At 69.5% G+C, this 25,746-nt stretch carries 22 protein-coding genes; 6 read left to right on the plus strand and 16 right to left on the minus strand.

Features of this window, described 5'->3' with window-relative positions:
* The first annotated feature begins 1 nt into the window (after position 1).
* Entirely contained in the window at positions 2–2,419 is a 2,418-nt protein-coding gene (locus tag EOW65_RS02460; RefSeq protein ID WP_128147417.1) for a circularly permuted type 2 ATP-grasp protein, read from the plus strand.
* Positions 2,420–2,428: 9 nt separating this feature from the next.
* Positions 2,429–3,313 carry a transglutaminase family protein gene (locus EOW65_RS02465; protein ID WP_128147418.1) on the plus strand — a complete coding sequence of 295 codons (885 nt, stop codon included), beginning with the start codon at positions 2,429–2,431 and terminating at the stop codon, positions 3,311–3,313.
* Positions 3,314–3,316: 3 nt separating this feature from the next.
* On the opposite strand, the gene EOW65_RS02470 is transcribed toward EOW65_RS02465, so the two are convergent.
* The 14 genes from EOW65_RS02470 to pyrH form a co-directional block, all read right to left on the minus strand.
* Positions 3,317–3,601, minus strand: a complete 285-nt coding sequence (locus tag EOW65_RS02470; RefSeq protein ID WP_128147419.1) for a hypothetical protein — start codon at positions 3,599–3,601, stop codon at positions 3,317–3,319.
* Positions 3,601–4,755, minus strand: coding sequence for a lipid-A-disaccharide synthase (gene lpxB / locus EOW65_RS02475; protein WP_128147420.1), 1,155 nt, complete (start codon positions 4,753–4,755; stop codon positions 3,601–3,603). Before lpxB ends, EOW65_RS02470 begins: the two co-directional genes overlap by 1 nt.
* Positions 4,752–5,564, minus strand: coding sequence for an LpxI family protein (locus tag EOW65_RS02480; protein ID WP_128147421.1), 813 nt, complete (start codon positions 5,562–5,564; stop codon positions 4,752–4,754). The genes lpxB and EOW65_RS02480 overlap by 4 nt, the downstream gene beginning before the upstream one ends.
* A complete protein-coding gene (gene lpxA / locus EOW65_RS02485) occupies positions 5,561–6,355 on the minus strand; it encodes an acyl-ACP--UDP-N-acetylglucosamine O-acyltransferase (RefSeq protein WP_128147422.1) in 795 nt (264 codons plus the stop codon). Before lpxA ends, EOW65_RS02480 begins: the two co-directional genes overlap by 4 nt.
* Positions 6,356–6,358: 3 nt before the next feature.
* Positions 6,359–6,820, minus strand: a complete 462-nt coding sequence (gene fabZ / locus EOW65_RS02490) for a 3-hydroxyacyl-ACP dehydratase FabZ (RefSeq protein ID WP_128147423.1) — start codon at positions 6,818–6,820, stop codon at positions 6,359–6,361.
* Positions 6,821–6,900: 80 nt separating this feature from the next.
* Positions 6,901–7,587: an OmpH family outer membrane protein gene (locus EOW65_RS02495; protein WP_128147424.1), complete on the minus strand. Its 687-nt coding sequence runs from the start codon at positions 7,585–7,587 to the stop codon at positions 6,901–6,903.
* Positions 7,588–7,596: 9 nt separating this feature from the next.
* On the minus strand, positions 7,597–9,975 hold the full coding sequence (gene bamA, locus EOW65_RS02500) for an outer membrane protein assembly factor BamA (protein ID WP_128147425.1): 2,379 nt from the start codon (positions 9,973–9,975) through the stop codon (positions 7,597–7,599).
* A gap of 217 nt (positions 9,976–10,192) precedes the next feature.
* Complete coding sequence (locus tag EOW65_RS19865; RefSeq protein WP_164879964.1) at positions 10,193–10,366, minus strand: hypothetical protein; 174 nt, start codon at positions 10,364–10,366, stop codon at positions 10,193–10,195.
* A gap of 91 nt (positions 10,367–10,457) precedes the next feature.
* Complete coding sequence (rseP, locus tag EOW65_RS02505) at positions 10,458–11,801, minus strand: RIP metalloprotease RseP (RefSeq protein ID WP_128147426.1); 1,344 nt, start codon at positions 11,799–11,801, stop codon at positions 10,458–10,460.
* A gap of 3 nt (positions 11,802–11,804) precedes the next feature.
* Positions 11,805–12,983 carry a 1-deoxy-D-xylulose-5-phosphate reductoisomerase gene (gene dxr, locus EOW65_RS02510; RefSeq protein WP_128147427.1) on the minus strand — a complete coding sequence of 393 codons (1,179 nt, stop codon included), beginning with the start codon at positions 12,981–12,983 and terminating at the stop codon, positions 11,805–11,807.
* Positions 12,984–12,986: 3 nt separating this feature from the next.
* Positions 12,987–13,808, minus strand: a complete 822-nt coding sequence (locus tag EOW65_RS02515) for a phosphatidate cytidylyltransferase (protein WP_128147428.1) — start codon at positions 13,806–13,808, stop codon at positions 12,987–12,989.
* Positions 13,805–14,548 (minus strand): polyprenyl diphosphate synthase, encoded by a 744-nt coding sequence (gene uppS / locus EOW65_RS02520; protein ID WP_128147429.1) that lies wholly within the window; start codon positions 14,546–14,548, stop codon positions 13,805–13,807. Before uppS ends, EOW65_RS02515 begins: the two co-directional genes overlap by 4 nt.
* Positions 14,549–14,584: 36 nt before the next feature.
* Positions 14,585–15,148 (minus strand): ribosome recycling factor, encoded by a 564-nt coding sequence (gene frr, locus EOW65_RS02525; protein ID WP_128147430.1) that lies wholly within the window; start codon positions 15,146–15,148, stop codon positions 14,585–14,587.
* A gap of 152 nt (positions 15,149–15,300) precedes the next feature.
* Positions 15,301–16,032 (minus strand): UMP kinase, encoded by a 732-nt coding sequence (gene pyrH, locus EOW65_RS02530; RefSeq protein ID WP_128147431.1) that lies wholly within the window; start codon positions 16,030–16,032, stop codon positions 15,301–15,303.
* 135 nt (positions 16,033–16,167) lie between these two features.
* Between pyrH and miaA the strand changes: the two genes are divergently transcribed.
* Positions 16,168–17,058 (plus strand): tRNA (adenosine(37)-N6)-dimethylallyltransferase MiaA, encoded by an 891-nt coding sequence (gene miaA / locus EOW65_RS02535; protein WP_128147432.1) that lies wholly within the window; start codon positions 16,168–16,170, stop codon positions 17,056–17,058.
* A gap of 101 nt (positions 17,059–17,159) precedes the next feature.
* Positions 17,160–18,035, plus strand: a complete 876-nt coding sequence (locus EOW65_RS02540) for an AraC family transcriptional regulator (protein ID WP_240664457.1) — start codon at positions 17,160–17,162, stop codon at positions 18,033–18,035.
* A 146-nt stretch (positions 18,036–18,181) separates the two neighbouring features.
* Here the strand turns inward: EOW65_RS02540 and adh are convergent, their stop codons facing one another.
* Together adh and EOW65_RS02550 are read right to left on the minus strand one after the other, a co-directional pair.
* On the minus strand, positions 18,182–19,708 hold the full coding sequence (adh, locus tag EOW65_RS02545) for an aldehyde dehydrogenase (protein ID WP_240664458.1): 1,527 nt from the start codon (positions 19,706–19,708) through the stop codon (positions 18,182–18,184).
* Positions 19,709–19,877: 169 nt separating this feature from the next.
* Complete coding sequence (locus EOW65_RS02550; RefSeq protein ID WP_128147433.1) at positions 19,878–20,969, minus strand: hypothetical protein; 1,092 nt, start codon at positions 20,967–20,969, stop codon at positions 19,878–19,880.
* A gap of 170 nt (positions 20,970–21,139) precedes the next feature.
* Between EOW65_RS02550 and EOW65_RS02555 the strand changes: the two genes are divergently transcribed.
* A complete protein-coding gene (locus EOW65_RS02555; RefSeq protein WP_128147434.1) occupies positions 21,140–22,393 on the plus strand; it encodes a metallophosphoesterase family protein in 1,254 nt (417 codons plus the stop codon).
* Positions 22,393–25,737: a YhaN family protein gene (locus EOW65_RS02560; protein WP_128147435.1), complete on the plus strand. Its 3,345-nt coding sequence runs from the start codon at positions 22,393–22,395 to the stop codon at positions 25,735–25,737. Before EOW65_RS02555 ends, EOW65_RS02560 begins: the two co-directional genes overlap by 1 nt.
* Positions 25,738–25,746 lie beyond the last annotated feature (9 nt).

Here is a 25,746-nt window from a genome sequence, read left to right on the forward strand (position 1 = left end):
CATGACCGAGCCAGCCCCGATGCCCCCCGCCCCGGACCTCTTCTCCGACTACCGGCTTACCCCGGGCGTCGCGGACGAGCTGTTCGACGCCGAGGGGCGGATGCGGCCGGTCTGGCGCCGTTTCGTCGACCGCTTCTCGCGCCTCAACCGTGACGAGATTGCCGCGCGCTTCGAGCGCGGCAATCTCTATCTGCGCGATGCCGGCGTGTTCTTCCGGCAATATTCGAACGACCCGCTGCAGGAACGGGAATGGCCGCTCAGCCATATCCCGGTGATCCTGCACGAGGACGAATGGCGGGGCATCTGCGACGGGCTGGCGCAGCGCGCCGACCTGCTCGAGGAGGTGATGGCCGATCTCTACGGTCAGGGCCGCCTCGTGCGCGACGGGCATCTCCCCGCCGAGCTGATCGCGGGCTCGCGGCAATGGCTGCGGCCGATGGTCGGCGTGCCGCCGCGCGGCGGCCATTACCTGCATTTCCTCGCCTTCGAGGTCGGCCGCTCTCCCGACGGCTCGTGGCTGGTTCTGGGCGACCGCACGCAGGCGCCCTCGGGCGCGGGCTTTGCGCTGGAAAACCGGATGGCGACCGGGCGGATCTTCCCCGAACGCTTCCCGCGCGCCCATATCCACCGCCTTGCCGGCTTCTTCGGCGCCTATCGCGAGGCCCTGCAACGGCTTGCCCAGGGCCCGAACGGGCGCGAGCGCACGGCGGGCATCCTCACACCCGGACCGCATAACGACAGCTATTACGAACACACCTACATCGCGCGCTACCTCGGCCTGATGCTGCTCGAGGGCGAGGATCTTCTGGTCGAGAACGGTCAGGCGATGGTGCGCACGATCGAGGGGCCGCAGCCGCTCGGCGTGCTGTGGCGGCGCATCGACGGCGCCTTCGCCGATCCGCTCGAACTCGACCCTTCCAGCCGGATCGGCACGCCGGGGCTGATGGAGGCGGTGCGGCTTGGCAACCTCGCCCTCGTCAACGCGCTCGGGTCTGGCGTGCTCGAGATGCGGGCGATGATGGCCTTCCTGCCGCGGATCTCCGAGGTGCTGGCAGGCGGGCCGCTGAAACTGCCGAACATCGCCACCTGGTGGTGCGGCGGCGCGACCGAGCGCGGCTATGTGCAGGAAAACGCCGCGCGGATGATGATCGGCCCGGCCTATGCCTGCGACCTGCCCTTCGACCTCGGCGCCGAGTCGGCGCTTGGCGGCGCCTTCCGCGACGGCGGCACCCGTTCGATCGCCGACTGGCTCGAACGCGACGGCAAGGGCCTCGTCGGCCAGGAGGCGGTGACGCTGTCGACAACGCCCGTCTGGGTCGATGCCGAGGACGGCGGCCGGGTCGAGCCGCGGCCGATGACGATCCGCATCTTTGCCGCGCGCACGCCGCGCGGCTGGCGCTTCATGCAGGGCGGCTATGCCCGGATCGGCAAGACCGGCGACGCGACGGCGCTGGCGATGCAGCGCGGCGGGTCGGTCGCCGACGTCTGGGTTGTCTCCGACCGGCCGGTGCCGCAAGAAACCCTCGCGCCGCGCCCGACGCCCGACTTCCACCGCGCCACCACCGCGATCCTGCCCTCACGCGCGGCCGACAACCTCTATTGGCTCGGCCGCTATGTCGAGCGCAGCGAAGACGCGATCCGCCTGATCCGCGCCTATCACCTGCGCCTTGCCGCGACCGACAACCCGAATGACGCGCGCCTGCTGCGGCTCGACGAGTTCCTCACCGGCTATGGCTATGACCTCGCCGAACCGGTGCCGGCGGCGCTGATCGACCGGCTCGAGGCGGCGCGCAGCTGCGCGGGCAAGGTGCGCGACCGGTTCTCGACCGATGGCTGGGCGGCACTGAGCGACATGCTGAAGACGGCGCGGCGGATGACCACGACGGCCAAACCCGGCGACGATGCCGCCCGCGCGATGTCGGTGCTGCTGCGCAAGATCACCGGCTTTTCCGGCCTCGTGCACGAGAACATGTATCGCTTCTCGGGCTGGCGTTTCCTCAGCTTCGGCCGGGCGCTCGAGCGGGCGGATTCGCTCGCTGCGCTGCTCGCCACCTTTGCCGATGCCGAGGCACCCGAGGGCTCTCTCGACATGGCGGTCGAGGTCGCCGACAGCGTCATCACCCACCAGCGCCGCTACCGGGTCGAGACCTCGCGCGATACCGTCGTCGATCTGCTCGCGCTCGATGCCGACAACCCGCGCGCGATCCTGTTCCAGGTGCAGCGGCTGCGCTATCTGGCCGAGGCCCTGCCGGATGCGCGCGAGAACGGCCGGCTGACGGCGCTGCTGCGCGCGATCGTGCCGGTCGAAAGCGCGCTGCTGATCGCCACGCCGGCCGAGATCGACACCGGGCGGCTGTCGGCCCTGCGTGGCGATCTGGCCGGGATTTCGGATCTCATCGGCGCCGCCTATCTGCGGTAAGGGGCTGACATGCTGTATGAAATCAAGCTCTCGATCGACTACGACTATGCCGCGCCCTCGGATCACATCCGCAATCTGGTGCGGCTTCTGCCCTCGGACATCCCCGGTCGGCAGCGGGTGCTGTCGCGGCTGCTGACGGTCGATCCGATGCCAGACGAGCGGCGCGAGGCGATCGATTTCTTCGGCAATCCGACGACCTCGGTCGCCTGGCATGCACCGATTGACGCGGTCTCGTTCCAGCTCGCCGCCAAGGTCGAGCGCCGCACCGCGGCGCCGAGCGGCGACCTCTCCGCCCTGCTCGACCGGCTGCCCGCCGAGATCGCGGCGCAGCAGAGCCTTGCCCCCGAGGTGCCGCACCACTTTCTGGGCGCAAGCCCCCGCGTCGCGCCGATGACCGAGATCACGGCCTTCGCCCGCAAGCAACTGGCGGCCGGGATGACGGCGCAGCAGGCGGTGGTGGCGGTCGGGCGCGCGCTGAACCGGACGATGACCTTCGACGCCGAGGCGACCACCGTCGACACCTCGGCGCGCGAGGCCTTCGCGCAGCGCCGCGGCGTGTGTCAGGACTTCACCCATATCATGATTGCCGCCCTGCGCGGTCTCGGCATTCCGGCGGGCTATGTCTCGGGCTTCCTGCGCACCTTCCCGCCGCCCGGCAAGCCGCGGCTCGAGGGCGCGGATGCGATGCACGCCTGGGTCCGGGCCTGGGTCGGTTTCGAGGCCGGCTGGATCGAGTTCGATCCGACGAACGACCAGTTCGCCGGTGACGATTACGTCACCATCGCCGTCGGCCGCGACTATTCCGACGTCGCCCCGGTGCGCGGCGTGATGCGCACCGCGGGCGGGCACGAGACCCGCCAGGCAGTCGACGTGATCCCGCTCGAGAAGATCTGAGGCTCAGCGCTGCGCCAGCCAGCCGGCCAGTGTCTCGATCTTGTCATGCGCCGGCGGGTGGTGGTTCAGGATGAAATCGCGCAGCCAGACCGCGCGCTCGGGCGGCAGCTGGCCGGTCAGTACCCAGCTCACCCGGGCAAGCGCCTTGTCCGCATCGCGGTGACAGCGCGCGCAGCTTGCCTCCCAGATCGCCTCGCCCGCCGGCTCCTCGATCACCGGCGTTCTCTCTCCGGCACATGCCGGTGCCGCCAGCACCGCCAGCAGCCCAAAAGCCCAAACGCCCCGCATCAGCCCCTCCGTTCGATCGCCGCCAGCACCGAGCGCGCCGCGCGCAGCCCCGGCGCCTCGCCGCCTTCGCCAAGGCGGCGCATCGTTTCCTCCATCGCCGCGTGCTGATCCGCCCGCGCCTCAGGGCTTTCCAGAAGCCGCACGAGGGCGCGGCAGATCCGGTCTGGCCGGCACTCGGGGCCAAGGAATTCCGGGATCGCCCGGGTCTCGGACACCAGGTTGACCAGTGTCACCGTGTCGATCCGCAGCATCCGCCAGATGATGTGCCAGGTGAGAAAGCTCGCATCATAGGCGATCACCATCGGCGTGCGGCTTGCCGCAAGTTCCAGGCTGACCGTGCCCGAGGCGGCCAGCGCCAGATCCGCCGCGGCAAAGGCCGCGCGCTTGTCCGCTGCCTCCTCGACGACAATCGGCGCGACCGGCCAGCGCGTGGTCATTTCGCGCACCAGCGAGGAGACGCCGCGCACCGTGGGCAGCACCACCCGCAGCCCGGGTTCGCGGTCGCGCAGTCGCATCAGCGCCTCGTCGAAGCGCGGACCGAGCCGCTCGACCTCGCCGCGGCGCGAACCGGGCAGGCACAGCACCAGTGGCTGCTCGTCGCCAATGCCATGGCGCTCGCGGAAGAGCGCGGCCTCGACGGCACTTGCCCGCGGCTCGGCGACCACCGGATGGCCGACGAAATCGCAGCTCATGCCGGCGGCTTCCATATAGGGCGGCTCGAACGGCAACAGTGCCAGAACGTGGTCGATCACCTGCGCCATCTTCGCCGCGCGGCCGGGGCGCCAGGCCCAGACCGAGGGCGCGACGTAATGGATGGTGCGCAGATCCGGCCGCGCCGCCTTGACGAGGCGGGCGACGCGCAGCGAGAAATCGGGGCTGTCGATGGTGACGAGCGCGGCGGGCGCGGTGTCGAGCACCGCCTGCGCGGTCTCGGCGATGCGGCGCTTGAGCTGGCGATATTTCGGCAGCACCTCGGCGAGGCCCATCACCGAGAGCTCTTCCATCGGGAACAGGCTGACGAGGCCCTCGGCCTCCATCAACGGGCCGCCGACGCCGGCGAACTCGACGCCCGGCGCAAGCGCCTTCATCCCGGCCATCAGCGCCGCGCCGAGCTTGTCGCCCGAAGCCTCGCCCGCGACCAGGAACAGCTTCATCCTGCCCGCCCCCACAGGAAAATGCCGGCGGTCACGGCCGCGGCGATGGTCGCGGCGCGGTCAAGGAGCAGCACGCCCCCCGCCTCGAAGGCAATGCCGGAAAGCCCCGCCGCCGCGGCCTTCGCGACCGTCTGCGGCCCGATCGCCGGCAGGTCGATGCGACGATCCTGCCCGGGTTTCGGCGCCTTGAAGAACAGCCCGCCCGCCGGTGCGGGGTGCAGCGCGCGATGTGCGGCGACGAAATCAAGCATCGCATCGGTGCCCGGCAGACTCTCGACCGCAAGGCAGAGCCCGCGCGCAACAACCGCACCCTGCCCGACATCGACCGAACCAAGCGCGGCGACGATCGCCGCCGCACGCTTGGCGTCGGCCTCGTCCGTCGCGGTGACGGTGCCGGTCAGCACGCCTGCGCCCGGCACCAGATCGGGCGCGATCTCGTCGGCCCCAACGGCGACAAGGCCCCAGTCCTCGAACAGCTCGATCACCGCGCGCAGCGTCGCGTCATCCCCCGCCTGCATCGCGCCGACGAGCCGCGGCACCAGCAGTGCGGTCTGCGCGTCGAACATCTCGGGTTCGATCTTCGGGCGGCGGATCGCGCCGGCAAAGCAGACCCGCGACACGCCCCGCGCGACCAGCGCGTCGAGGAAGGGTACCAGCCGCTCGATGCGGAAGCGCAGCGGCTCGGCCCCCGGCACGGCCGAGGGAAAGCCGTCAAGCTCGCACAGCAGCATCCCCGGCGCCGCCGCCGCCAGCAGCGCCGGCAGCCCGCCCGTCCCCGCGATCAGCGCGGTTTCGGCGCCGGCGCTCATCGCGGCGTCAGGAAGCTGCGGTCCGACGGACCGAGAATGAAATCAAGCACCTCGCGGGCAAGTGCGCTGTCGGTGCCCTCGTCATGGAGTTTGCGTGCCTGTTCGCGGAAGTTGCCCTCGGACAGCGCCATGTAAAGCTCGCGGAGCGCGCCGATCTCGGCGCGCGACACGCCGCGCCGCTTCAGCCCGACGAGGTTCAGCCCCTCGAGCTGCGCCCGCGGCCCGGCAACGAGCGCATGCGGGATCACGTCCGAGGTCACCATCGACAGCGCGCCGATGATCGCGCCATGGCCGATGCGCACCCATTGGTGCACGCCCGACAGCCCGCCGACGATCACGTCATCCTCGATGTGGCAATGCCCGGCGATCGCGACCGAATTGACCAGGATCACCCGGTTGCCGATGGTGACGTCATGGGCGACATGGCTCGAGGACATGAACAGCCCGTCGTCACCGACCCGGGTGATGCCGCCGCCGCCCTCGGTGCCGGGGTTCATCGTCACATATTCGCGGATCCGGTTGCGCTTGCCGATCACCAGGCGGGTCTTCTCGCCCTTGTATTTCAGGTCCTGCGGCACCTGACCGAGCGAGGCGAAGGGAAAGACCGTGGTGTCCTCGCCGATCTCGGTCAGCCCGGAGATCACCACATGCGACTTCAGCTCGACGCCCTCGGCAAGCACGACTTCGGGCCCGACGTGACAGAACGGCCCGATGCGGACCCCCGCGGCGATCGCGGCGCCCTCTTCGATGACGGCGGAAGGATGAATGACGGCGCCCGGATCAATGCTCATGGATCAGGCCTTGAGGTCCATCATCGCGGTGAACTCGGCCTGCGCCGCAAGCTGGCCCTCGACCAGCGCCTGCCCCTCGAACTTCCAGATCTTGCCGCCGCCGCGCTTCACCTTCACATGCATCTCGAGCACGTCGCCCGGCACCACCTTGCGGCGGAATTTCACCCCGTCGATGCCCATGAAATAGGTCGCCAGCGGCTTGTCGATGACATTGAGCGAGATCCCCACGACGATCGCCGCGGTCTGCGCCATCGCCTCGACGATGGTGACGCCAGGCATCACCGGCTCGTCCGGGAAATGGCCCTGGAAATGCGGCTCGTTGCAGGTGACGTTCTTGATGCCGACGGCCGACTCGAAGGGCACGATGTCGCGCACCTTGTCGATCAGCAGGAACGGGTATCGGTGCGGAATGATCCGCTTGATCAGGCTGAGATCGGCAAAGGTATGGGGGGCGGGTTCGGTCATCATCTGTCCTTGATCATCAAGCATCCGCGGTCGAGCCTTGCTAACAACGCAGGCGCCGCTTGGCAAGAATGCGGGCGGCCTCAGTTGCCCTGAGTGGCCGGCGCGGCGGGAGTTTCGGGCGCCGCGGCCCCCTCGGTGCCGGCGCTGGTGCCGGGAGCCGGCGTCTCGGCCGGCGGCGGTCCGTCGCCCACTTTCTCGTCGACGAGGCGGGCCAGATCGTCGGTGACGTCGGCCTCGGTCAGCCCGCGGATAATCACCCGCCGGTCAAGCACGACAACCGCGCCGCGTTTCGTCAGGATGTCATCGAGCATCGGCGTCACCGCCTCGAGAAAGGCCTGCCGGTCCTCTTCGAACCGCCGCGTGAGCGCCTGCGCCTTCGCCTTTTGCGCGTTGCGGATGCCCGTCGCGCGCTCGTCGAAGGCGTTTGCCTCGGCGCGGAAGGCCTTCGGGTCCATCGTCGCGCGCCGTTCGGTCAGCGCCTTCTCCTCGGCGATCAGTTCGTCGGCGATGCGGTTGTTCTCGTCCGACAGCGCCCGCGACTCGCTGGCGAGATCGGCGCGGATGCGCTTGCCCCAGCGGGTCGCCTCGAACAGGGCCTCCCAGTCGAGGGTCAGCACCGGGCTCGGCACGCGGATCACCGTGTCGCCATGGCCCTGCGCCTGCTGTGCGGAGAGCGGCGCAGCGGCGAGACCGGCAAGCCCCGCCGAAAGCAAGACGAGGCCGAGGCGAAGCCCCGGCCCCCCGATGAAACGCGACAAGATCCGCATCGCCCTGCCTCAGAACTGCGTCGAGATCGTCAGGTCGAAGTTCTGTTCCTTGTCGTAGTCTTCCTTCTTGATCGCCTTCGAGAAGTTCAGACGCAGCGGCCCGATCGCCGAACGCCAGAACACCGAGAAGCCGATCGCCGAGCGCAGGTGCATGCCGTCGTCGACAGAAACATTATTTGCGCCGGCGGTATCATCCAGCCCCCAGAGCGAGCCGATATCCCAGAACAGGCCGCCGGTGACGCCGTATTCCTCGGGAATGCCGATCGGGAATTCGCTCTCCATCCGCAGCGCGGCGAAATACTTGCCGCCGAGCGCATCCTTGTTCGGCGCTTCGAGGTCACGCGGGCCATAGCCGTTCGATTCGAAGCCGCGGATCTTGCCGTTGCCCGAGAACCGGTCGAGCAGCGTCAGCTTGGTGTTGCTGCGCTTGTTCACCATGCCGCCTTCAAGCTCGGCGCGCAGCGTCACCTCCTCGTTCCAGACCTTGCGCTCGGCGCGCAGCAGGGCGGTGGAGGTCAGGCTGTCGACATCGCCGCCGAAGCCCGCGAGATCCTGCGACAGCTTGAAGGTGAAGCCATAGCGCGGATCGATGCCGGTGCGGCGCGTGTCCCAGGTGTAGCTGTAGCCGAGCGACGAGGTGTCCTTCTCGCCCGCTTCCCGGGTCAGGATCGGCGAGGAGCCGGTGGCGTCGCTAAAAACTCCATCGTTATTCGGATCCTTAACATACTCAGTCAGGCCAAAGAGCTTGTCGCGGCTGAACGTGTAGCGCAGCTCGAGCCGCGAATTCTCGGCCAGCGGGAACTCGATCGAGGGCGAGATCCCCTGCCGGCGCGTCGAATAATCGGAGTTGTCGTTATTCGTGGTGTTGTACCACATGTGATAGCGGAACTTCAGGTCGCGCCCGAGCAGATAGGGCTCGATGAAGTCGAGATCGCTTTGCTGCGTGCCGGAGGTCGTGCCGATCTGCACGCCGAGATACTGACCGCGGCCGAGGAAGTTCGATTCCTGCAGCCCGACGTTCACCCCAAAGCCCGACGAGGCGCCATAGCTTGCGCCGAAGCTGAGCGAGCCGGTGGGCTGTTCTTCGACGTTGACGTCGACGATGACCTGATCCGGGCCCGAGCCCTGACGGGTGTTCACATCGGCCTTGGTGAAGAAGCCAAGCGCGCGGATGCGTTCTGCCGAGTTGCGGATCTCGCGCGGGTTGAAGGGGTCGCCTTCGACGGTGTGAAACTCGCGCCGGATCACGCTGTCGAGCGTGGTGGTGTTGCCCTCGATGTCGATGCGCTCGACGAAGACGCGCTCGCCGCGCACCAGCGCGAATTCGACATTCAGGGTCTGGGTTTTCGGATCGCGGGTGATGCGCGGATCGACGCGCACGAAGTTCGCCCCCTTGCGCAGCGCCGTCTCTTCCATCCGGGTGATGGCGAGGTCGATGGCCGTGGGCGAATAGATCACCCCTTCTCGGATCTTCGCGAGCTTCTCGAAGTCCTTCGCGTCAAGCTCGGGCACCTCGGAGACGGTGCTGATCTTGCCGAAGTGATACTGCTGACCTTCGCGGATGTTGAAGGTCATAAAGAAGCCCTGGCGGTCGCGCGCCATTTCCGACGACACGCCGGTGACCTGCACGTCGGGGTAGCCGCGCGAGTGGTAGAAGTCGGTCAGCAGCTGGCGGTCGAGATCGACGCGATCGGCGATGAAGCTGTCGCGCTGGATCAGCCGGTGCAGGATGCCTGCCTGCTTGGTCTGCAGCACGTCGCGCAGACGACGGTCGGAATAGGCGGTGTTGCCGGTGAAGCTGATGCGCTCCACTTCCGAAACATAGCCTTCCTTCACCTCGAACACGACGTCGACGCGGTTGTTCGGGCGCTTGATGACCTTCGGATCGACGCGGACGTTCGGGCGCCCGGCATCGGCATAGCCCTTGGCGATCTCGGCGGCGTCGGCCTCGACCATCGCCGGGTTGTAGACCTTGCGCGGCTGCGTCTTGACCTGCGAAGCAAGGACCGAATCCTTCAGCACCTTGTTGCCTTCGAAGGAGACGATGTTGACGCTCGGGAACTCCTGCACCCGGATCACCAGCGTGCTGCCTTGCGGCACCAGATCGACCTTCTCGAACAGGCCCGAGCCCTGGATCCGCTGATAGGCGTCATTGAGCTGCGCCGCGCTCACTGCCGAGCCGCGCGCGATCTTGGCATAGGCGAGAATCGTCGCCGCCTCGATCGTGTCGTTGCCTTCGATCTTCACCTGCGAAAAGCGATATTCCTGCGCCATCGCCGCCACCGGCGGCAACGCTGCGGCGAAACCGCCGCCCAGAAGCGTCACCGCGACAAGCCGGGTCGTGAGAAGGGAACGCCCGAGAAATGCGTTCTTCCGCCGGTTCGTCATTGCCTGTCACCCCGCCCTGTATTTCTCTCAGACTGCAAGATCGTGAGTAGCTGGAAAGGGGAAGCTTGTCAAAACCGCAAGATGTCGGAATCGCCGCCTTGGCGGCATTCCTTCCGGGGCGTTGCGCCATTGCCCGCCGACCCGGCACAAAGCCGCTTGGCGCGCCATGGCGGACATGGTGCGGCAGGCGGTCCGGGAGGGAGAAACCGCTTCCGGATCAGAGCTGATAGGGCGAGCCTGCGGCCGGGCCGAAGAGCTGGACCAACTCGTAGCCGAGCACCCCGCCGATCATCAGCGCGATCAGGATTGCAGCCGGGGCCATCAAGCGATCAAGCGCCAGATCGACGACGAGCGACAGGCCGCGATGGCTGTCTGCGAGCATCATTTGCATGAGCGACCCCTCCTGCGTACGGACCTTCCGCACACCTGCAGGTAGTCGATCATTGTGGCCGAATTGCGGCCGGGCCGCGCCGGCGCAGCGCTCAGGGGCAGAAGATGTCGTTCCACAGCCCGAACAGCATCATCGTCAGCACCAGCGACAACCCGAGCGCGGTGAGCAGGTTCATTGCCCGGTCCGACGGCGGCTTGCCGGTGACGGCCTCCCAGACGTGGAACATCAGATGCCCGCCGTCGAGCACGGGAATCGGGAACAGGTTCAGGAAGCCCACGGCCGTCGACAGCACCGCGACGAACCAGATGAAGCTGGCCGTGCCCGCCTTCGCCGCCGCCGCCGAGCCCTGCGCGATGCCGATTGCACCATGCAGGTTGCACGAGGAGATCTGGCCGAGAATCATATGCTTGAGCGCCGAGACCGAGGAGGCGGCGACCTCCCAGGTCTGCGCCGCCCCGCCCTTCACCGCTTCGAGCACGCCGGTCGGGCGGGTGCGCGGGGTGAAGACCGGCTCGCCCGTTGCGCCGATCATCCAGCGCGTCTCGAATCCCCCCGCAGCGGTCGGCACGTCGGTGCGGCGCGGGGTCAGCGTCATCTGAAGCGTCTCGGCCCCGTCCTTGCCCGTCCGCCAGACCGTCAGCGCCACAGGGGCGCCTTCGCTGGTCGTCACCTTCTGCTGCAGATCGGCAAAGCGCCAGACCGGCGCGCCGTCGATCGCGGTGATGACGTCGCCCGCAGCCAGCCCCGCGGCATAGGCCGCCGAAGACGGCACCACCCCGCTCAGCCGCGGCGGGAACAGCTGCGGCCCGCTGACCTCGGCCACCTGCCCGTCGCGCTCGACCCGCCAGGTGAGCGCAGGCTGCGACGGCAGCTCGTCCGTCACCGCGCTCAGCGTCGTGTAATCGGGCGTGTCGCGCCCCTCGATCGCCAGCACCCGGTCGCCGACGCGCAGATCGCCCGTGCCGCCCGGCAGAACCGCAAGCTGCCCCACCGTCGGCACATCGGTCGCGGTGCCGGTCCAGATCATCATGCCTGCAAAGATCGCGATCGACAGCACGAAGTTGAACACCGGCCCCGCCGCCACCGTCACCGCCCGCGCCCAGAGCGGCGCGCCGTGCATGGTGTGGCGCTTTTCCTCGGGGCTGAGTTCCGCCATCGCGCCCTCGTCCGCGCCGGCCGAGGCGGCATTCGCATCGCCCAGGAACTTGACGTAGCCGCCGAGCGGAATCGCCGAGACCTGCCAGCGCGTGCCGTGCCGGTCGACGCGCGACAGCAGCCGCGGCCCGAAGCCGATCGAGAAGGCCTCGGCCTTGATCCCCGACCAGCGGCCGACGATGTAATGGCCGAACTCGTGCACCGTCACGATGATCATCAGCGCGACGACGAAGGCCACCAGCGTATAGAGCGCGTTGCCGAAATCGGGGAGAAACTCCAAGGCTCAGATCCTTCCGGTCGAAATTCTTTCGCGGCCGAGGGCACGGGCCTCGGCGTCGGTCTGCAAGACGTTATCGAGGCTGACGGCGGCATTTCCAAGCCCTTGCCGCGCGCACATGTCCGCGAGCACCGACTCGACCAGCCGTGCCATGTCGAGAAAGCCGATCTGCCCGGCGATGAAGCCGTCGAGTGCGACCTCTTTTGCCGCGTTGAAGGCCGCCCCGGCCGTGCCGCCGATCGCCATCACCTCACGCGCGAGGCGCAGCGCCGGGAAGCGGACCGGATCGGGGGCGCGGAAGCTGAGCGATCCGATCTGCGCCAGGTCGAGCCGCGCCACCGGCAGCTCGGCCCGCTCGGGCCAGTTCAGCGCATAGCCGATCGCGTGGCGCATGTCGGGCGCGCCCAGATGCGCCATCAGCGCCCCGTCGCGGAAGCCGACCAGCGCATGCACCAGGCTCTCGGGATGCACGAGAACCTCGATGATATCCGGATCGACGCCGAAAAACTCTTTTGTTTCGATGACTTCCAGCGCCTTGTTGAACATCGAGGCGCTGTCGATGGTGATCCGCTGCCCCATCGCCCAATTCGGATGGGTCGAGGCCTCGGTGACGGTCGCGGTCGCCAGTTTCTCGAGCGGCCAGTCGCGGAACGCGCCGCCCGAGGCGGTGATGATGATCCGCTCGACCGCCGTCATCTCCTCGCCGACGAGGGCCTGAAAGACCGCCGAATGCTCGCTGTCGACGGGCAGGATGTGCGCGCCCTGCCGCCGCGCCTCGGCCAGAAGCAGCGGCCCGGCGGCGACAAGGCTTTCCTTGTTGGCAAGCGCCAGCGTCGTGCCATGCTTCAGCGCCGCGAAGCCCGGCGCGATCGCCGCCGCGCCGACGATGGCCGACATGATCCAGTCGGCCGGCCGCTCCGCCGCCTCGATCAGCGCCGCGGGGCCCGCCGCCGCCTCGATCCCCGAGCCGTGCAGCGCCGCGCGCAGCGCCGGCAGCCTGTCCTCATGCGCGGTCACCGCGATCTCGGCGCGCAGCTCGCGCGCCTGGCTCGCCAGCAGGTCGACATTGTGCCCGCCGGTCAGCGCCACCACCTGAAACGCCGCTGCCCCGCCCTGCCGCACCAGCAGGTCGAGCGTGTTCACACCGATCGAGCCGGTGGAGCCGAAAACCGAAACCTTGCGCATCCGTCACATCCCGTCGAAGGGCAGCCGCATGAATTTCATCACGACCAGCAGGAAGACCACCGCCCCGATCAGCGCGTCGAACCGGTCGAGCACGCCGCCATGGCCGGGGATCAGGTGCGAGCTGTCCTTCACACCCGTCCGCCGCTTGATCGCGCTTTCCGCGATATCGCCCATCTGCCCGGCAAAGGCGGTGAGCGGCGAAAGCCACACGAGCGTCCAGCCGCCCCAGCCGAGCGCGGCAAAGCCCGCGCCCACGGCCACCGCGCCGATCCAGCCCGCGACGGTGCCCGACCAGGTCTTCTTCGGGCTGACCCGTGGCCAGAACTTCGGCCCGCCGATCGCTCGGCCGGCGAAATAGCCCGCCACGTCGGACACCACGACGATGGTCACGATCCACAGGATCACCAGCGCCCCCGCGTTGATGCGCAGCACGATCAGCCCATAGCTCGCCGCCATCACTGCAAAGGCGTAAAGCGCAAAGACCAGACGGTCGCGCCGCGGCAGCGCAGCGCCCACGATCACCGGCACCAGCAGCGCCCAGCGGGTGAGCGCGCCCGGCCAGTAGAGCACCACCGCCATCAGGGCCGCAGCAAGCAGGGCAAGTCCCATCGAGTGGCCGCGCCCGCTGCCCGCCGGCGCCGTCATCGTCGCCAGCTCCCAGATCATCAGCCCGCAGACGACCACCGCGAGCAGGCCGAAGGTCTTGCCGCCCAGCCAGATGGTGACGGCGCCGATCGCCACCATCACCAGCCCCGACAGTACCCGCGGCCGCAGGTCGGTCCAGCGCGAGCCGCTCGCCGGTGTCGTCGTGCCCTGGGTGCTCATGCCTTCGCTCCGCCAAAGCGCCGCTCGCGCGTGCTGAACACCGCAAGGACCTTCTCGAGCTCGGCCGGCCCGAAATCGGGCCAGAGCGTGGGGGTGAACTCGTATTCCGAATAGGCCGCCTGCCAGGGCAGGAAGTTCGAGGTTCGGGTCTCGCCCGAGGTGCGGATCACCAGATCCGGATCGGGAATGCCCGCGGTGTCGAGCCGGGCAGCAAAGGCCGCCTCGTCGATCGCGTCGGGGGCGATGCGACCTGCGGCGGCATCTTCCGCCAGCCGCACCGCAGCGCGGCGCAGCTCGTCGCGGCCGCCGTAATTGATCGCCACGGTCAGATTCAGCCGGGTGTTCGGCGCGGTGCGCGCCTCGATCCCCGCCATCAGCGCCTGCAGCTTTGGGTCAAGCCGCTCGCGCGCACCGATGAAGCGCATCCGCACGCCTTCGGCCGACAGCCCGTCGGCTTCCTTCTCGATGTAGCGCGCGAAGATGCCCATCAGCCCAAGCACCTCCTCGGTCGAGCGCTTCCAGTTCTCGGTCGAAAAGGCATAGACGGTGAGCCAGCGCACGCCCAGATCCGGGCAGGCGCGGACGATCTCCTTCACCCGCTCGGCGCCGCGGCGGTGGCCGACGAGCCGCGGCCAGCCGCGGTTCTTCGCCCAACGGCCGTTGCCGTCCATGATGATGGCGACATGCGGCACGCCGTAATCGACGGGGCCACAGCCGGCCGGGGGCTCACTCGCGGGCATCAAAGGCCTCTTTGCTTGCGGGGAATGCAGGTCGGCTCAGACCTGCATGATCTCCGCCTGTTTCGCCTCGAGCGCCTTGTCGATGACAGCGATATGCTTCTTCGTCAGCTCCTCGACCTCGGCTTCCCAGAACTTCACATCGTCCTCGGACATGCCCGAGGCCTTTGCCTTCTTGATCTGGTCCATGCCGTCGCGGCGCACGTTGCGGATCGCGACGCGGGCGCTTTCGGCATATTGCGCGGCAACCTTGGTCAGCTCCTTGCGGCGTTCCTCGTTCAGCTCGGGGATCGGCAGCATGATGATCGGGCCGTTGGTCTGCGGGTTGATGCCAAGGCCCGACTCGCGGATCGCCTTCTCGACCTTGTTGATCAGGCCCTTGTCCCAGACGTTGACGGTGACCATCCGCGGTTCGGGCACGTTGATCGTGCCGACCTGGTTGATCGGCGTCAGCGAGCCGTAGGCGTCGACCAGGATCGGCTCCACCATCGAGGCAGAGGCCCGGCCGGTACGCAGCGTGCCGAATTCATGCTTGAGCGACGCCATCGCGCCTTCCATGCGGCGTTCGAGGTCGTCGGTGTCGATTTCGATGTCGTCGGACATGGGTTATCCCCCGGATCTTGAAGTCTGTCTTTCTTTAGCCGCAGCGCGCGGCCTTGGGTAGGGCTTTCGGGGGCCAGCCCCCGAACCCTTGGAGTATTTCGGCAAGGAAAAGGCCCGGACGCGGAAATCCGCCGGTCCGGGCCGGCCTCGGGTCAGCCCTTTACCGTGGTGTAGGTGCCCTGCCCGGCCAGGATGCCGCGGAAGCCACCCGGCTCGTCGAGCGAGAAGACGATGATCGGCAGATTGTTGTCACGCGCGAGCGCGATCGCCGAGGCATCCATCACGCCGAGGTTCTTCTGCAGGCACTCGTCATAGCTGACCTGATCGTAGCGCTTGGCGTCGGGGAACTTCTTCGGGTCCTTGTCATAGACGCCGTCGACCTTGGTGCCCTTGAAGATCGCCTCGCAGTTCATCTCGTTCGCGCGCAGCGTGGCTGCGGTGTCGGTGGTGAAATAGGGGTTGCCGGTGCCCGCGGCGAAGATGCAGATCCGCTTCTTCTCGAGGTGGCGCACGGCACGGCGACGGATGTAGGGCTCGCAGACCTGATCCATCGGAATCGCCGAGATCACCCGGGTGTGGATGCCGAGCGCCTCGAGCTGCGCCTGCATGCCGAGCGCGTTCATCACCGTGGCGAGCATGCCCATGTAATCGGCGGTGGTGCGTTCCATCCCCTGCGCGGAGCCCGCAAGGCCGCGGAAGATGTTGCCGCCACCGATCACCATGCAGATCTCGACGCCGAGATCATGCACCGTCTTCACCTCGCGGGCGATGCGGGCGACGGTCGGCGGGTGCAGCCCGTAGCCCTGATCCCCCATCAGTGCCTCGCCCGAGATCTTCAAAAGCACACGTTTGTACTTCACAGTCGGCTCTGCCTCTGCACTCATCCCGGGGATCCTCATTTCGGTTGTCATCGCGGCGCAAAATGTCGCAAATGGCCTCCGGGTTCAACTCGGGAATTCCATCCGTCGTCAGCGGGCGTCAGCGCCCTGCCCCTTGCCTTTGGACTGCTCCGCAAGCCAATGATACCGCTTGATAAAATTCCGGATGACCGGCCGGTCCTGATCGCCGGCGCGACGGCCAGCGGCAAATCGGCACTGGCACTTTCGCTTGCGCAGGCGCGCGGCGGGGTGGTGGTGAATGCCGACGCGCTGCAGGTCTGGTCGTGCTGGCGGCTGCTGTCGGCACGCCCTTCGGCCGCGGAAGAGGCGCTCGCGCCGCACCGGCTCTATGGTCACAAGGCGCCCGGAGAGGAGTATTCCGTCGGCGCCTGGCTGCGCGAGGTGGCGCCGGTCCTGGCGGCGTTCCGCGCCGGCACCGGGCCGCGCCCGATCATCGTCGGCGGCACCGGGCTTTACTTCACCGCATTGACCGAGGGGCTGGCCGAGATCCCGCCGACGCCGCCGGCCGTGCGGGCCGAGGCGGACGCGCGGCTCGCGGCCGACGGCATGGCGGCGCTGCTGGCCGCGCTTGACCCCGAGACGGCGACGCGGATCGACCGGCTGAACCCGGCGCGGGTGCAACGGGCCTGGGAGGTGCAGCGGGCAACCGGGCGCGGCCTCGCGGCCTGGCAGGACGCGACGCCCGCGCCGCTCTTGCCGCTTGCCGATTGCACACCGCTGCTTCTGGACGCCGACCGCGACTGGCTCGCCGAGCGGATCGACCGCCGCTTCGGTCTGATGCTGGAACAGGGCGCGCTCGAGGAGGTGCGGGCGGTGCTGCCGATCTGGGAGCCGCGCGCACTCTGGGCGAAGGCGATCGGCGCGCCCGAGCTCGTGGCGCATCTGCGCGGCGAGATCGACCTTGCGACGGCAACGGCGCAGGCGCAGGCCGCCTCGCGCCAATATGCCAAGCGGCAGCGCACCTGGTTTCGTGGCCGGATGCGAAACTGGCACAACATCCAGACCCCCTGAGTCGCGCCGGCAACATCCCGCAAGGGCCTGAATTTTCTGTTGGTAACGGAAACGGCTTCTCTCCTATGCTGCGCCCGTAGCAAGCCAACCGGATCCTGCCCGTGAAACTCTTCACCGCACCGCCGCTGTCGCATCTGTCCCGTTCCCCCGCTGGCGAGACGCCGCGCGAGCGGCAGGCCGCCTGCCTGCCCTCTGCGCCCTCGCAGCTGCGTCTGATGCCGATCGCCCGGCTTGCCCAGGGCGGGCGCTGGCGGGTCGAGGCGATGCGGGCGCTCTCGGAGCCCTGCCTGCTGTGGTTCACCCGCGGCCAGGGCCGGATCACCGTCGGCGGCACCACCCGCGGCTATGGCGCGCATAACGCGATCTTCATTCCCGCGGGCGTGATGCACGGTTTCGATATGAGCCCGCAGACGCATGGCTCTGCAATCTTCTTCGGTGCCGACTGCAATCTGCCGCTGCCGCAAGGCGCGCTGCATCTGCGCATCCGCGACGCCGCCTCGCAGGTCGAGCTGAACGCCCTGCTCGAGGCGGCGCAGCGAGAAAACGAAAGCGACCGGCCCGCGGCCGATCGCGCGGTGCATCACCACCTTGGCCTGCTCAGTGTCTGGCTCGAGCGGCAGGCGGCGTCGGGCGCGAACGACCTGCCGGCGCCCGATGCGGCGCGCAAGCTGGTGGCGCGCTATGCGACGCTGCTCGAACGCGAGTTCCGCTCGGGTCATGGCGTTGCCGATTACGCCGCCCAGCTTGGCGTGACGCCCACCCATCTGACCCGGTCGTGCCGCTCAAGCTGCGGCCGCGCTGCCTCCGACCTGCTGCAGGATCGTCGCCTCTACGAGGCGCGCCGGCTGCTGTCGGAAACCCGTGCGCCGGTGAAGGAAATCTCGGAGGTGCTGGGCTATACCAGCGCCGCCTATTTCACCCGCGCCTTCCACGCCCGCACCGGCAAGACCCCGTCGCAGTTCCGCAAGGCGCCCTGAGCTCCCCCCCGTCGCCGCGCGCGGGGCCTGTCTGCGCAACGAAAAGGCCGCCCGCGGGGCGGACGGCCGAGCCGGACGGAAAGGGGGGAGGTGTCCGGAAAAGAGGACCGCCCCCGAAGGGGCGGCCCCGCTGGGCTGGGGAGGTCTCAGAAGAAGCCCAGCTTGTTCGGATTGTAGGAGACCAGCATGTTCTTGGTCTGCTGATAATGGTCGAGCATCATCTTGTGGGTCTCGCGACCGATGCCCGACTGCTTGTAGCCGCCGAAGGCCGCGTGGGCCGGGTAGGCGTGGTAGTTGTTGACCCAGACGCGCCCGGCCTGGATGTGGCGGCCGAAGCGGTAGCAGGTGTTGATGTCGCGCGACCAGACGCCGGCGCCGAGGCCATACATCGTGTCATTGGCGATATGCAGCGCTTCCGCCTCGTCCTTGAAGGTGGTCACCGAGACGACCGGCCCGAAGATTTCCTCCTGGAACACGCGCATCTTGTTGTGGCCCTTGAGGATCGTCGGCTGGATGTAGAAGCCGTTCGACAGCTCGCCGTTGAAGCGCGCGGCGTCGCCGCCCACCAGCACCTCGGCGCCTTCCTGGCGGCCGATCTGCAGATAGGACAGGATCTTGTCCTGCTGTTCCTGGCTCGCCTGAGCGCCGACCATGGTCTCCATCAGGCGCGGGTCGCCCTGCTTGATCGCTTTCACGCGGGCGATGGCGCGCTCGATGAAGGCCTCGTAGATGTCTTCCTGGATCAGGGCACGCGACGGGCAGGTGCAGACTTCGCCCTGGTTGAAGGCGAAGAGCACGAAGCCTTCGACCGCCTTGTCGAGGAAGGCGTCATCCTTCGCCATCACATCCGAGAAGAAGATGTTCGGCGACTTGCCGCCCAGTTCCAGCGTGACCGGGATCAGGTTCTCGGTCGCGGCCTGCATGATCTTGCGGCCGGTCGCGGTCGAGCCGGTGAAGGCGATCTTGGCGATGCGCGGCGATTTCGCCAGCGGCGCGCCGACTTCCGGGCCCATGCCGTTGACGATGTTCAGCACGCCGCCCGGCAGCAGGTCGGCGATGAGTTCCGCCAGCACCATGATTGCGGCCGGGGTCTGTTCGGCGGGCTTCATCACCACGCAGTTGCCGGCAGCCAGCGCCGGGGCGAGTTTCCACGCCGCCATCAGGATCGAGAAGTTCCACGGGATGATCTGGCCGACGACGCCGAGCGGCTCGTGGTAGTGATAGGCGACGGTGTCGTTGTCGATTTCCGACATCGTGCCTTCCTGGCTGCGCAGGACACCGGCGAAGTAGCGGAAGTGGTCGATCGAGAGCGGGATGTCGGCGGCGGTCGTCTCGCGGATCGGCTTGCCGTTGTCCCAGGTCTCGGCGGCGGCGAGCAGGTCGAGGTTCGCTTCGAGCCGGTCGGCGATCTTCAGCAGCACGTTCGAGCGGTGCGCGGCCGAGGTGGTGCCCCAGCCATCCTTCGCGGCATGCGCGGCATCAAGCGCCAGCTCGATATCCGCGGCGTCCGAACGGGCGACTTCGCAGATCTTGCCGCCGGTGATCGGGGTGATGTTGTCGAAATACTTGCCGCTGACCGGCGGCACGAATTTGCCGCCGATGAAGTTGTCGTAGCGCGCCTTGAACGGCGACACCATCACGCCCTTGAACTCGGCCGACATGTCGGTTGCCATCTGGATTTCCTCCCTGAATGCTGCGGGTCCTCCACGACCCGCGATGCGATCAGGGTGCGCCAGCTTTCCCGAGTTGCATAGCCGCAATGCGTGCCCCGAATGGCAGACTGTCTCGGGGCTGAGACAGGTGCAGGCGCAGAAACCCGGAAGTTGCGGAAAAGGACGGGGCTCAGAAGCCCTCGTCCTCTTCTTCCGTTTCCTCGGCGCTGCGCAGATCCTCGGGCAGCACCGCCACCGGCGCGGCGCCGCCGACCGGATCGGCAAGCAGCGCATCGAGACGCGCATCGCGATCGGGCGCCTCCTCGAGCAACGCCCAAAGGGCCCGCATGTCCTCCTCGAAGCGCGCCTCGCCGACCTCGCCCGCATCGCGCAGCTTCTCGACCTCGCGCATCACCTCGATCGCATATTCCGACAGGCCAAGCGCGCGCATCTCGCCATGGAACAGAATGTCATGGCGGATCGCATGGGCGAAGGCGAAGAGCACCAGCTGCGACAGTGCCTCGCCGGCCGAGAAGCCCTGCGCGATACGGGTGCCGATCAGCGCCTCGCCGGCCATGGTCATTTCCATGCCGAGGCTTTCGAGCAGCTCGCGCAGCCCGTCCATCACCGCCGGATCGACGGCAACGGGGGCGATCGGCGGCGCTTCCTCGGGGGCGCCGCCCAGCTCCTCGGTGAAGCCGATCACCCGCGCGCGGGCCGGCGTCGGGCGCGGCGGTGCGGCCGCGACAGGGATGTCTTCGGCGGCCGGTTCGACCGGCGCCACCTCGACGGCCGCGGCTTGCGCGACCAGCGGCTCGGTCACCGCAATCTCGGCCACCGGGGCTTCCGACGCAGACGGCGCAGGCTCCAGCGGTGCAGCCTCCGGGACGGCCGGGGCCTCGACGGGCACCTCTTCCGGGGCCGCCTCGACGACGACAGGCATTTCCGGCGCGACGCTCTCGGCGGCAACCGGTTCGGCCGCTGCAGCTTCGATCACCGTCTCGCCGTTCAGCGCGGCGATCAGGGCCTGTCCGGCCTCGGTCGGTGCCAGCACCACCTCGTCACGGGCGCCGAACAGGCGCTTCAGGAAGGACGGCCGGCGGGTGATCTCGGTGACAAGGCCGGCGCCGATCAGCCCCGGCAGCGGCCGCGCCACCTCGAGCCCACGACCCCGCGCCACCACCTGCAGCGCGGCACGGTCGACGGCACCGCGCTCGGCGTGCAGCTCCGTGACGACGATCAGCAGATCCAGTTCCGGGCGCTCGGGCAGTTTGTCCTGCATGATGCTCTCCTTCGTCAGAGGCGAGCGGCATCGCAGATCGAGCCCGCGCCGTCAATGGAGCGCGGTGCCGCCGCGGGGGTTTCCGCCTGCGCGCCGGCTGCGCTTTCCGCTTGCCTCGCCCTGCCCCGATCTGGTCTTCTGGCCCGGTTTCCGAAAGGCCCCCTCCCGCCGTGGCAGTCCGTTTCGTCCATACCGCCGACCTGCATCTCGACTCGCCGCTCGTGTCGCTGGCGCTGCGCGATCCGGCGCTGGCCGAAGAGGTCGGCACCGCCACCCGCACCGCGCTGAGCCGGATCGTCGATCTGTGCCTTGCCGAAGCGGTCGATGCACTGCTGATCGCGGGCGATCTGTGGGACGGCGCGCAGGGCTCGGCGAAGACGCCGCGGTTCCTGCGGCAGGAGCTTGCCCGCCTGGGGGCTGCGGGGATTCGCAGCTTCCTCATCCGCGGCAACCATGACGCGATGTCGAAGGTCACGCGCGAGCTGGAGCCGCCCCCCGGCACCCATGTCTTCGGCGGCCGCGCCGCGACCGAAGTGTTCGAGGCGGCGGGCTGCACCATCGCCGTGCACGGGCTGAGTTTCGCGCAGGAGAGTGCGCCCGAAAGCCTGCTGCCGCGCTATCCCGCCCCGGTGCCCGGCGCGGTCAACATCGGCATGATGCACACCAGCCTGAACGGCAGCCCCGGGCACGACAATTACGCCCCCTGCGCGGTCGCCGATCTGGATGCGCAGGGCTATGACTACTGGGCGCTTGGCCATATCCACCGCCGCGCCGAATACCGCGGCCGCTCGGTCGTCGTCATGCCCGGCATGCCGCAGGGCCGCGACATCGGCGAAAGCGGGGAAAAGACCGTCACCCTCGTCACCGTGGCTGACGATGGCACGGTGACGACCGAGCCGCGCGCCGTCGCGCCGCTGCGCTTCGAGCGGGTCGAGCTTGACCTGAGCGGCATCGCCGACTGGGCCGCCCTGCCCGGCCGGCTGGCGTCGGCTTTGCGCGACGCGGCCGCCGGCGCCGCGGGCACGGCGCTGGTGCTGCGCCCGGTTCTTGTCGGCGTGACGCCGCTTGCCTGGCGGATCGGGCGCGACCTCGACCGGGTGACCGAGGAGGCGCGCGCCGCCGCCGAGGCGATCGGCGGGGTCTGGATCGACAAGCTCGAGGCCCGGGTGAGCGGTGGCGATGTGCAGGCCGGCCGCCTGCCCGCCGACCTGCTGCGCCTTCTGAACGACGATCTGCCCCGCGACGCGGGCCTTGCCGCGCAGCTGCGCAAGACCGCCGAGGAGCTGCTGCACGACCTGCCGCCCGAGCTGCGCGGCCTTCTGGGCGAGGACGAGGCCGCGCTTGACGCCGCCTGTGCCGCGCTTCTCGCCACCGGCACGGCACAGCTTCTGGCCCGTCTCGCCCCCGGCGGGGAGGAAGGCTGATGCGGCTCGACCGGCTTGACCTCGCGCGCTACGGCCGCTTCACCGACACCGTGCTCGACTTCCCCGCGCCCACGCCCGGCGGCGCCGATCTGCATGTCATCTTCGGCCCGAACGAGGCCGGCAAATCGACGATCTTCTCGGCCTGGCTCGACCTGCTGTTCGGCATCCCGCTGCGCAGCCGCTATGACTTCCTGCATCCGGGCCCGACGATGCGCATCGGCGCCACGATCCGCACCGAGGCCGGGCCGCTCGCCCTCACCCGGATCAAACGCGGCACGGGCAGCCTGCTCGATGCCCATGGCGCGGCCCTGCCGGAAACCGTGCTGCAGGCGGCGCTTGGCGGGCTGGGCCGCGAGGGCTATGGCGCGATGTTCTCGCTCGACGACGACACGCTCGAACGCGGCGGCGAGAGTATCCTTGCCAGCCGCGGCGACCTTGGCGAGATGCTGTTTTCCGCGAGCGCCGGGCTCGCGGGCCTCGGCCCCGAACTCGAGGCGATGCGGGCAGACCTCGACGCCTTCCACGCACCGGGCAAGCGCAAGGGCGCGGTTCGCGAGGCGAAGGCGCGGCTGGCCGAGCTCGACCGGGCGCGGCGCGATCTCGACACCAGCGCAGCGGCGGCACAGAAACTGGCGCGCGAGGTGGTGGTGGCGGAAGACGGCTGGACCCGCGCCAAGGCCGCCGCCGATGCGGCCGATGCGGCCCTTGCCGCCGCCCGCGCGACCCGCACCGCGCGGCCGCTGCGCGCCCGCCTTGTGGCCGCCGAGGCCGAGCTTGCCCCCCTCGCCGCCCTGCCCGAGGCCGACCCGGCGCTTGACGAACAGCTGCGCGCGCTGACCGAGGCGCGGATTGGCATCGACAGCCGTCTGGCCGCCGCCGCGGCACAGGGCCAAACGCTCGGGGACCGGCTCGCGGCCCTCGCCCCCGATCCGGCGGTGCTGGCGCTCGCCACCGATCTGGCCGCGGCCGAGGGGCTGCGCGCGGCGCATGACACCGCGCTGGCCGATCTGCCGCACCGGATCGACGCGGCGCAAGAGATCGAGGCGAGCCTGCGCGCAACGCAGGCGGCGCTTGGCCAGGCCGGCGTGCCGGTGGCGGGCCTTCTGCTCAGCCCCGCCCGGCTGGCATCCCTGCGCGCGCTTCTCGCCCGTCGCTCGGGCCACGAGGCGGCCGTGGCCGCCGCCCGGGCCGAGGCCGAGACCGCGCAAACCGCCCTGGCCGAAGCCGAAGCGCGCCGCACCGCCGCCGGCGCCGGCAGCGATGCGCGCGCGCTGACCGCCCTGCTCGCGCAGATCGGCCGCGACGATCCGGCGGCCGCGCTGGCGCTCGCCCGTCGCGCCGAAGACCTCGCGCGCGCAGACCTTGCGCAAGCGCTTGCCGCACTGGCGCCCTGGCGCGGCGATGCCGAGGCGCTGGCCGCCCTTGCCGTGCCCGCGCCGTGGCAGCTCGCCGCCTGGCAGGCGGCAGCCGAGACGACCCGCGCCACTCTCGCCGATGCCACCCGCGCGCTTGCGGCGACCGCCCCCGCGCCCGACGAAACGGCAGCCGCCCCGGCAGCCGATGCCGATGCCGCGCGCAGCCGGCGCGAGGCGCTCTGGGCCGCGCATCTGGCTACGCTGACCCATGAGAGTGCCCGCGCCTTCGAGGCGGCGCTGCGTGCCGATGACCGGATCACCGCCGAGGCGGCCGACCGGCTGGCCGCGGCGCGGCTTCAGGTCCGTGCGGCCGCCGCGCGCGACCGGGCCACGGCGGCGCTGAGCGCGGCACAGGCCGCCCGCACCGCGCATCTGGCCGAGGTGGCGGCGGTGACCGAAGCGCTCGGCCTCTCCGGCGCCGGGCTCGACGCGTTGCTGTCGTGGCTTTCGGCGCGCGAGACGGCGCTTGCGGCGCAGGCAAAGTTCGCCGCCGCCGAGGCCGAGACCACACGCGCCAGCGCGGCCGTCGACGCCGCCGCGCAGGCGCTTGCGGCGCTGCTGGGACAGCCGGTGCCGGCCCCGGGCGGCTTTGCTGCGCTGCGCGCCGAGGCGCTCGCCCGGGTCGAGGCCGCAGGCCGGATCGCCGATCTCGACCGCGCTGCCGAGGCCGCACGCGAAACCGCCCTGCGCCGCGCGCAGGCGCTGGCACAGGCCGCGGCGCAGCTTGCGGCATGGGATACCGACTGGGCCGCGCAGACCGCAGACACGCCGCTCGCCGCCGAGCCCATCGAAATCGAGGGGCTGGGCCGGATGCTCGATCTGCTCGAGCGGCTTGGGCAGGAGGCCGCAAGCCATGCGGCACTCGCCGATCGGATCGCGAAGATGGAGGCGAACCGCGACCGTTTCCGCGCGGCGCTCGCCGATCTGCGCACCCGTCTGGGCATGGGCGACGACGCGCCCTGGACGGCACTGACCGGCCGCTTGCGCCGCGCCGAGGAGATCGAGCGGCAGCGCGAAGGTCTCGGCGCCGATCTGGCCGCCCTGCGCAAGGCGCAGGACGCAGACAGCGCCGCACAGCTGGCGAACGAGGCCGGACAAGCCGGGATCGCCGCCCATCTCGGTGCGCCCATGCTGCGCGGGCGCGAGTTGGCCGCGCATCTGGCGGCCTGCCGCAGGGCAAGCGCGCTGCGCAGCGAGATCGCGCGGCTGACCCGCGATCTTGCCGCGCAGCCCGAGCCGGAGGCCGGGGACGACGATGACGCCACCCTTGCCGCGCGCGAATCCGCACTGCAGGGCGCCGCCGCGACCACCCGCGCCGTAGCCGAGGAAAGCTTCGCCGCGCTGCGCGAGGCACGCCGGCGGCTCGAGGCGGTGGGCGGCGACGATGCCGTGGCGCGGATCGAGGCCGAGCGCGCGAACCTGCTCAATGCGCTGGCCGAGGACAGCCGCGCCCATCTGGCCGCCCGCTTCGGCCTGATCGCTTTCGAGACCGCGCTGCGGCGCTATCGCGACAGCCATCGCAGTGCCATGCTCGCCCGCGCCTCAGAGGCCTTCGCGGCGCTGTCGCGCGGCGCCTATGCCGGGCTTTCGGCCGAACCCGACGGCGCGCAGGAACGGCTGGTGGCGCTGCCCGCCGCGGGCGGGGCGAAGCTCGCGGCGGATCTGTCGAAGGGCACGCGGTTCCAGCTTTACCTGGCGCTGCGGATCGCGGGCTATGCGGAACTCGCCCGCAGCCGCCCGACCGTGCCCTTCGTCGCCGACGACATCATGGAAACCTTCGACGATGGCCGCGCCACCGCGGCCTTCACCCTGCTGGGGCAGATGTCGCACCACGGCCAGGTGATCTACCTGACCCACCACCGCCACCTGTGCGAGATCGCACGCGAAGCCTGCCCGCAGGCGCGGGTGCTCGACCTCACCGCACTCTGAACAGCGCTG

The organism is Paenirhodobacter ferrireducens (assembly GCF_004022265.1).
GTDB classification, from domain to species: Bacteria; Pseudomonadota; Alphaproteobacteria; order Rhodobacterales; family Rhodobacteraceae; genus Rhodobacter; species Rhodobacter ferrireducens.

Coding starts and splice junctions, on each gene's coding strand:
- EOW65_RS02495 (WP_128147424.1), bottom strand. CDS start 7,587: ATGCGGATCTTGTCGCGTTTCATCGGGGGGCCGGGGCTTCGCCTCGGC.
- EOW65_RS02550 (WP_128147433.1), bottom strand. CDS start 20,969: ATGCAGGACAAACTGCCCGAGCGCCCGGAACTGGATCTGCTGATCGTC.
- lpxB (WP_128147420.1), bottom strand. CDS start 4,755: ATGAAGCTGTTCCTGGTCGCGGGCGAGGCTTCGGGCGACAAGCTCGGC.
- miaA (WP_128147432.1), top strand. CDS start 16,168: ATGATACCGCTTGATAAAATTCCGGATGACCGGCCGGTCCTGATCGCC.
- EOW65_RS02470 (WP_128147419.1), bottom strand. CDS start 3,601: ATGCGGGGCGTTTGGGCTTTTGGGCTGCTGGCGGTGCTGGCGGCACCG.
- EOW65_RS02480 (WP_128147421.1), bottom strand. CDS start 5,564: ATGAGCGCCGGCGCCGAAACCGCGCTGATCGCGGGGACGGGCGGGCTG.
- EOW65_RS02460 (WP_128147417.1), top strand. CDS start 2: ATGACCGAGCCAGCCCCGATGCCCCCCGCCCCGGACCTCTTCTCCGAC.
- fabZ (WP_128147423.1), bottom strand. CDS start 6,820: ATGACCGAACCCGCCCCCCATACCTTTGCCGATCTCAGCCTGATCAAG.
- lpxA (WP_128147422.1), bottom strand. CDS start 6,355: ATGAGCATTGATCCGGGCGCCGTCATTCATCCTTCCGCCGTCATCGAA.
- pyrH (WP_128147431.1), bottom strand. CDS start 16,032: ATGAGTGCAGAGGCAGAGCCGACTGTGAAGTACAAACGTGTGCTTTTG.
- EOW65_RS19865 (WP_164879964.1), bottom strand. CDS start 10,366: ATGCAAATGATGCTCGCAGACAGCCATCGCGGCCTGTCGCTCGTCGTC.
- EOW65_RS02465 (WP_128147418.1), top strand. CDS start 2,429: ATGCTGTATGAAATCAAGCTCTCGATCGACTACGACTATGCCGCGCCC.
- bamA (WP_128147425.1), bottom strand. CDS start 9,975: ATGACGAACCGGCGGAAGAACGCATTTCTCGGGCGTTCCCTTCTCACG.
- adh (WP_240664458.1), bottom strand. CDS start 19,708: ATGGCAACCGACATGTCGGCCGAGTTCAAGGGCGTGATGGTGTCGCCG.
- dxr (WP_128147427.1), bottom strand. CDS start 12,983: ATGCGCAAGGTTTCGGTTTTCGGCTCCACCGGCTCGATCGGTGTGAAC.
- frr (WP_128147430.1), bottom strand. CDS start 15,148: ATGTCCGACGACATCGAAATCGACACCGACGACCTCGAACGCCGCATG.
- uppS (WP_128147429.1), bottom strand. CDS start 14,548: ATGCCCGCGAGTGAGCCCCCGGCCGGCTGTGGCCCCGTCGATTACGGC.
- EOW65_RS02515 (WP_128147428.1), bottom strand. CDS start 13,808: ATGAGCACCCAGGGCACGACGACACCGGCGAGCGGCTCGCGCTGGACC.
- EOW65_RS02560 (WP_128147435.1), top strand. CDS start 22,393: ATGCGGCTCGACCGGCTTGACCTCGCGCGCTACGGCCGCTTCACCGAC.